The 4,272-nt window shown below is 72.7% G+C and carries 5 protein-coding genes and 1 pseudogene; 2 read left to right on the forward strand and 4 right to left on the reverse strand.

Annotation, left to right across the window (positions count from 1 at the left end; translation table 11 throughout):
- Positions 1 to 30: 30 nt before the first annotated feature.
- Positions 31 to 393: a DUF1304 domain-containing protein gene (locus tag HO151_RS02860; RefSeq protein ID WP_173894544.1), complete on the reverse strand. Its 363-nt coding sequence runs from the start codon at positions 391 to 393 to the stop codon at positions 31 to 33.
- 201 nt (positions 394 to 594) lie between these two features.
- On the opposite strand from HO151_RS02860, the gene HO151_RS02865 reads away from it, so the two are divergent.
- On the forward strand, positions 595 to 987 hold the full coding sequence (locus tag HO151_RS02865) for a VOC family protein (RefSeq protein WP_173894545.1): 393 nt from the start codon (positions 595 to 597) through the stop codon (positions 985 to 987).
- A gap of 22 nt (positions 988 to 1,009) precedes the next feature.
- On the opposite strand, the gene HO151_RS02870 is transcribed toward HO151_RS02865, so the two are convergent.
- The 3 genes from HO151_RS02870 to HO151_RS02880 form a co-directional block, all read right to left on the reverse strand.
- Positions 1,010 to 1,477: a peroxiredoxin gene (locus HO151_RS02870; RefSeq protein WP_173894546.1), complete on the reverse strand. Its 468-nt coding sequence runs from the start codon at positions 1,475 to 1,477 to the stop codon at positions 1,010 to 1,012.
- Positions 1,478 to 1,538: 61 nt separating this feature from the next.
- Positions 1,539 to 1,832 (reverse strand): DUF4235 domain-containing protein, encoded by a 294-nt coding sequence (locus HO151_RS02875; protein ID WP_173894547.1) that lies wholly within the window; start codon positions 1,830 to 1,832, stop codon positions 1,539 to 1,541.
- Positions 1,833 to 1,979: 147 nt separating this feature from the next.
- On the reverse strand, positions 1,980 to 3,026 hold the full coding sequence (locus tag HO151_RS02880) for a glutathione S-transferase family protein (protein WP_173894548.1): 1,047 nt from the start codon (positions 3,024 to 3,026) through the stop codon (positions 1,980 to 1,982).
- Between the two features lie 115 nt (positions 3,027 to 3,141).
- Here HO151_RS02880 and HO151_RS02885 point away from each other — a divergent pair.
- A pseudogene (locus tag HO151_RS02885) lies at positions 3,142 to 4,141 on the forward strand (cation diffusion facilitator family transporter).
- Positions 4,142 to 4,272: the final 131 nt, after the last annotated feature.

Here is a 4,272-nt window from a genome sequence, read left to right on the forward strand (position 1 = left end):
CCCGGGGGTCGGCGGCCCGGGAGGCGGAGGTCACCGGGCGGCGAGCACGGCGGCCAGGGCCAGCGCGCCGGGCAGGGCCTGCGCGAACAGGATGCGGCGGTTGGCGGTGACCGCGCCGTACACACCCGCGACGACCACGCACACCAGGAAGAAGACCTGGGCGCGGAAACCCGTCGGGTCGTCGGCGACCAGGCCCCAGACGAGGCCGGCCGCGAGAAAGCCGTTGTAGAGCCCCTGGTTGGCGGCGAGCGGGGCGGTGGCCCGCGCCATCGCGGCGTCGAACCCGTGCAGCCCGCGTCCGGGCCTGCGCTCCCACAGGAACATCTCCAGCACCAGGATGTATCCGTGCAGGACGGCGACGAGACCGACCAGCACCTGGGCGAACATCTGCATCGGGACGGGCTCCTTCGTAGGCATTTCCTGGACGGATGTCCACTGTACATGGACACCTGTCCAGTAAATGCCCCGCCCGGACATCCGGACGGGGCGATGCGGGCCGGCCGATCCCACGTGCCGATGCCGTCCGACGGGGTACAAGGAGACCGGAGCAGTGGGCGGACCGCCGTTCGCGCCCGGACGGTCTTCGGAGGAGATATGGCACTGGTAAAGGCAGGGTTCGTGGTCCTGGACTGTTCCGAACCCGAGAAACTCGCCGCGTTCTACGCGGAGTTCCTGGAGGGCGAGGAGACGGACGCGACGGCGAACCGGGTGGAGATCAAGGGAGCCGACGGGATGCGCATGGCGTTCCGGCGGGACGTGAACGCCACCCCGCCCAGCTGGCCGCGCCCCGAGAACTCCCTCCAGGCCCACCTGGACTTCTACGTCGAGGACCTGGACGAGGCGGAACGCAAGATCGTCGCGCTCGGCGGGCGGCCGCTGGAGACCAAGGACGCGGGCGGCCCGTACGAGGAGCGGGGCTACTCCGACCCGTCCGGCCACTCGTTCACCGTGCGCTGCACCCGGGTCACCGCGCCCAAACAGGGCTGAGGCACGGCCGTCCGACGGCCTCTCAGCCGCGGTGCGTACGCAGGGCCGCCAGGGCGCGGTCCGCGTGCGCACTCATCCGGATCTCGCTGCGCACCACCTCGATCACCCGGCGGTCCTCGCCGATGACGAAGGTGACCCGCCTGGTGGGCGCCAGCGAGAGACCGCGCCTGACCCCGAACCGCTCACGGACCGCGCCGTCCGGATCGGACAGCAGCGGGAACCCGAGGGTGTGCGTGCGCGTGAACTCACGCTGGCGCTCGACCGTGTCGCCGCTGATCCCCACCGGCCGCGCCCCGGCGGCCGCGAACTCGGCGGCCAGGTCGCGGAAGTGGCACGCCTCGGCGGTGCAGCCGGCGGTGAGTGCCGCCGGATAGAAGAACAGGACGACAGGGCCTTCGCCCAGCAGCTCCGAGAGCTGCCGGGGCGTGCCCGTCTCGTCGGGGAGGGTGAAGTCCTCGACGGTGTCGCCCACCGCCGGCCGGCTCGTCACGACTGGCTCCCCCGCTGTCGGCCACCTGGAAGAAGGCAACCGTACCGAATGGTACGGAGCGTCAGTCGCGGCCCCCCTTGTCGTCGCCGGGCCACACCCCGGTGGACCGCTCGATGGCCGCCGCGCCCGTACGGTCCACCGCGCTGCGCACGACCGCGAAGATCGCGCCCTGCACGGCGGCGGCGAGCAGCACCTCGCCCCAGCCGCGGTCCTTGTCGAGCGCGTCGGGCGCGTCGTCCTCGTGGCGGATCATCTTCCAGGTCTTCTGGAACGCCATCCCGGCGAGGGTTCCGCTCGTCCAGCCGAGCAGGAACCCGATGGGCTTGTAGACGACGGGCAGCTTCTTCTTCTGCACCTGGCTCTCCTTCGGCTCGTGTTCTTGGTCGTGTCGGTGTTCCCGGCCGTGTTTCCCCGGGACATCAGACGAGTGTCCAGTTCAGCGGCGAATACGCGGCCCGTCGTGCGCCGGGACGCACACCCGGCCCGTACGGGGCCGCGCCCCTCAGGGCCGGCCCGCCGCGGGCACCTCCTCCCCCGCGGGGACGGGGCCCGGCGGGCTCCCGTCCCCGAACGGCCGTCCGCCCAGGTCCTCGCGGCCGTGCGGCGCCAGCCAGCCGGAGAGGTCGGGGCCGAGCGGCACGATGCGGGTCGGGTTGATGCCCTCGTGGACCTGGTAGTAGTGCCGCTTGATGTGGTCGAAGTCGACGGTGTCCCCGAAACCGGGGGTCTGGTAGAGGTCACGGGCGTACGCCCACAGGACCGGGTCCTCCGTCAGTTTCCGCCGGTTGCACTTGAAGTGGCCGTGGTAGACGGCGTCGAAGCGCACCAGTGTCGTGAACAGCCGGATGTCCGCCTCCGTGATCGTGTCCCCGACGAGGTACCGCCGGTCCGCGAGCCGCCGCGACAGCAGCTCCAGCCGGCGGAACACGCCCTCGTGGGCCGCCGCGTACTCCTCCTGGCCGGTCGCGAACCCGGCCCGGTACACACCGTTGTTGACGTCCTCGTACACCTCCGCCGCGACCTCGTCGATCTCGTCGCGCAGCGCCTCCGGGTAGAGGTCGGGCGCCCCTTCCCGGTGCAGCTCCCGCCACTCGGTGGCGAGGTCCAGGGTGAGCTGCTGGTAGTCGTTGGTCACCAGGCACCCGCTGGGCACGTCCACCACCGCGGGCACGCTGACCCCGCCCGGATGCCCGGGTTCCCGGGCCTCGTAGGCCTCGGCGAGGTACCGGATGCCCAGCACGGGGTCGCGGCCGTCCGGATCGAGCGTGAACCGCCAGCTGCGGTCGTCCTGGATCGGGTCGGTCACCGCCATCGGCAGGGCGTGTTCGAGTCCCAGCAGCCGCCGCGAGATCACCGCGCGACTCGCCCAGGGGCAGGCCCGGCTGACGACCAGTCGGTAGCGCCCGGCCTCGACCGGCCAGCCGTCGCGGCCGTCGGCCGTCACCCGGTCCGAGAAGTGGCTCTTCGACCTCTTGAAGGACTTCTTGCCGTACGCGCTGTTGCCCCCGGTGCCGCTGTCGGTGCCGGTGCCGGCCGCGCTGTCGTTCATCGGGTGTCTCCTTCCGCGGGTGTGCCCCGTCGTGCCCGTCGCGCCTTGTCGTACCCCGGTGCGCCCCGGTGAGGGTCCCCCGGAATCCGCCGGTGCCTCGTGCGGGGCAGGGGGAGTGGGGCATTTGGCGGAGGCGAATCAAGAGTCTCCCTCCCGGTCGGACCGCCGGACCCGGGTCACCGTGCTGGTGACGCCGGCCGCCAACCTCGTCATCGCCGTGGCCGAGGCCGTGGGCGGCCTGCTCGCCGGATCACCCGCTCTGCTCTCCGAGGCGGCGCACTCGGTGGCGGACAGCCTCAACGAGGTCTTCCTGCTGGCCGCCCTGCGCCGCAGCCGGCGTCCCGCCGACAGCCGCCACCCCTTCGGCTACGGAAAGGAACGCTTCTTCTGGTCCCTGCTGGCCGCCGTGGGCATCTTCCTGATGGGCGGCTGCTTCTCCTTCCACCAGGGTTACGAGGCGCTGGGCAGTGAGGGTCCGGAGTCGCACGGCGGATACGTGACGGGGCTCGTGGTCCTGTTCGTCGCGCTGCTCGCGGAGGGCGGGTCCCTGCTGCGCGCGCTCCACCAGGTGCGCGAGCAGGGCGGCTTCTCCGCCGAGATCCGCGACCCGGCGCTGCGCACCGTCATGGCGGAGGACGGTACCGCCGTCCTGGGTGTGCTCTTCGCGATGGCCGGGATGGCCCTCCACATGGCGACCGGGCAGATCGTCGGGGAGGCGTCGGCCTCGCTGGCCATCGGTGCGCTGCTCGTCCACGTGGCGTACCGGCTGGGCCGCGACGCGCGCGACCAGCCGATCGGGCAGGCCACCGACGAGGAGTCCAGCCGCCGCATCCGCGCCCTGCTGGAGGCCCGGCCCGAGATCGGCTCCGTGGAGTCCCTGCTGACCGTGCAGCTCGGTCCCGACTCGACCCTGGTGGCCGCCCGCGTCGACCTGACGCCCGGCCTGGACAGCGAGGAGGCCGAGCTCGTCGCCGTACGCATCAAAGGGGTCCGTCTCCCGGCTGGTCCCGGAGGCCGACCAGATCTTCCTCGACGTGACGGACGCCCGCGCCGCCCGCCGCGCGGCCGGACACGAAAGCGGCCCCGCCACGACGGGGGAGCGCGGCGGGACCTGAGAATCGGGTGCCCCCCTGCGCCCCGGATCATGCACGCCTCCGGCGGGCGAGTTCTCGCCAATCCCGCCACCCGGCCGGCCCCGGCGGCCCCGCCGGCCGGGCAGGCGGCGCCCCGGCCCGTGCCGGACCCG

The organism is Streptomyces sp. 8P21H-1, from assembly GCF_013302945.1.

Bases quoted from the DNA above. Each gene is read 5' to 3' on its own strand.
- HO151_RS02860 (WP_173894544.1), bottom strand. From the start codon at position 393: ATGCAGATGTTCGCCCAGGTGCTGGTCGGTCTCGTCGCCGTCCTGCAC.
- HO151_RS02865 (WP_173894545.1), top strand. From the start codon at position 595: ATGGCACTGGTAAAGGCAGGGTTCGTGGTCCTGGACTGTTCCGAACCC.
- HO151_RS02880 (WP_173894548.1), bottom strand. From the start codon at position 3,026: ATGAACGACAGCGCGGCCGGCACCGGCACCGACAGCGGCACCGGGGGC.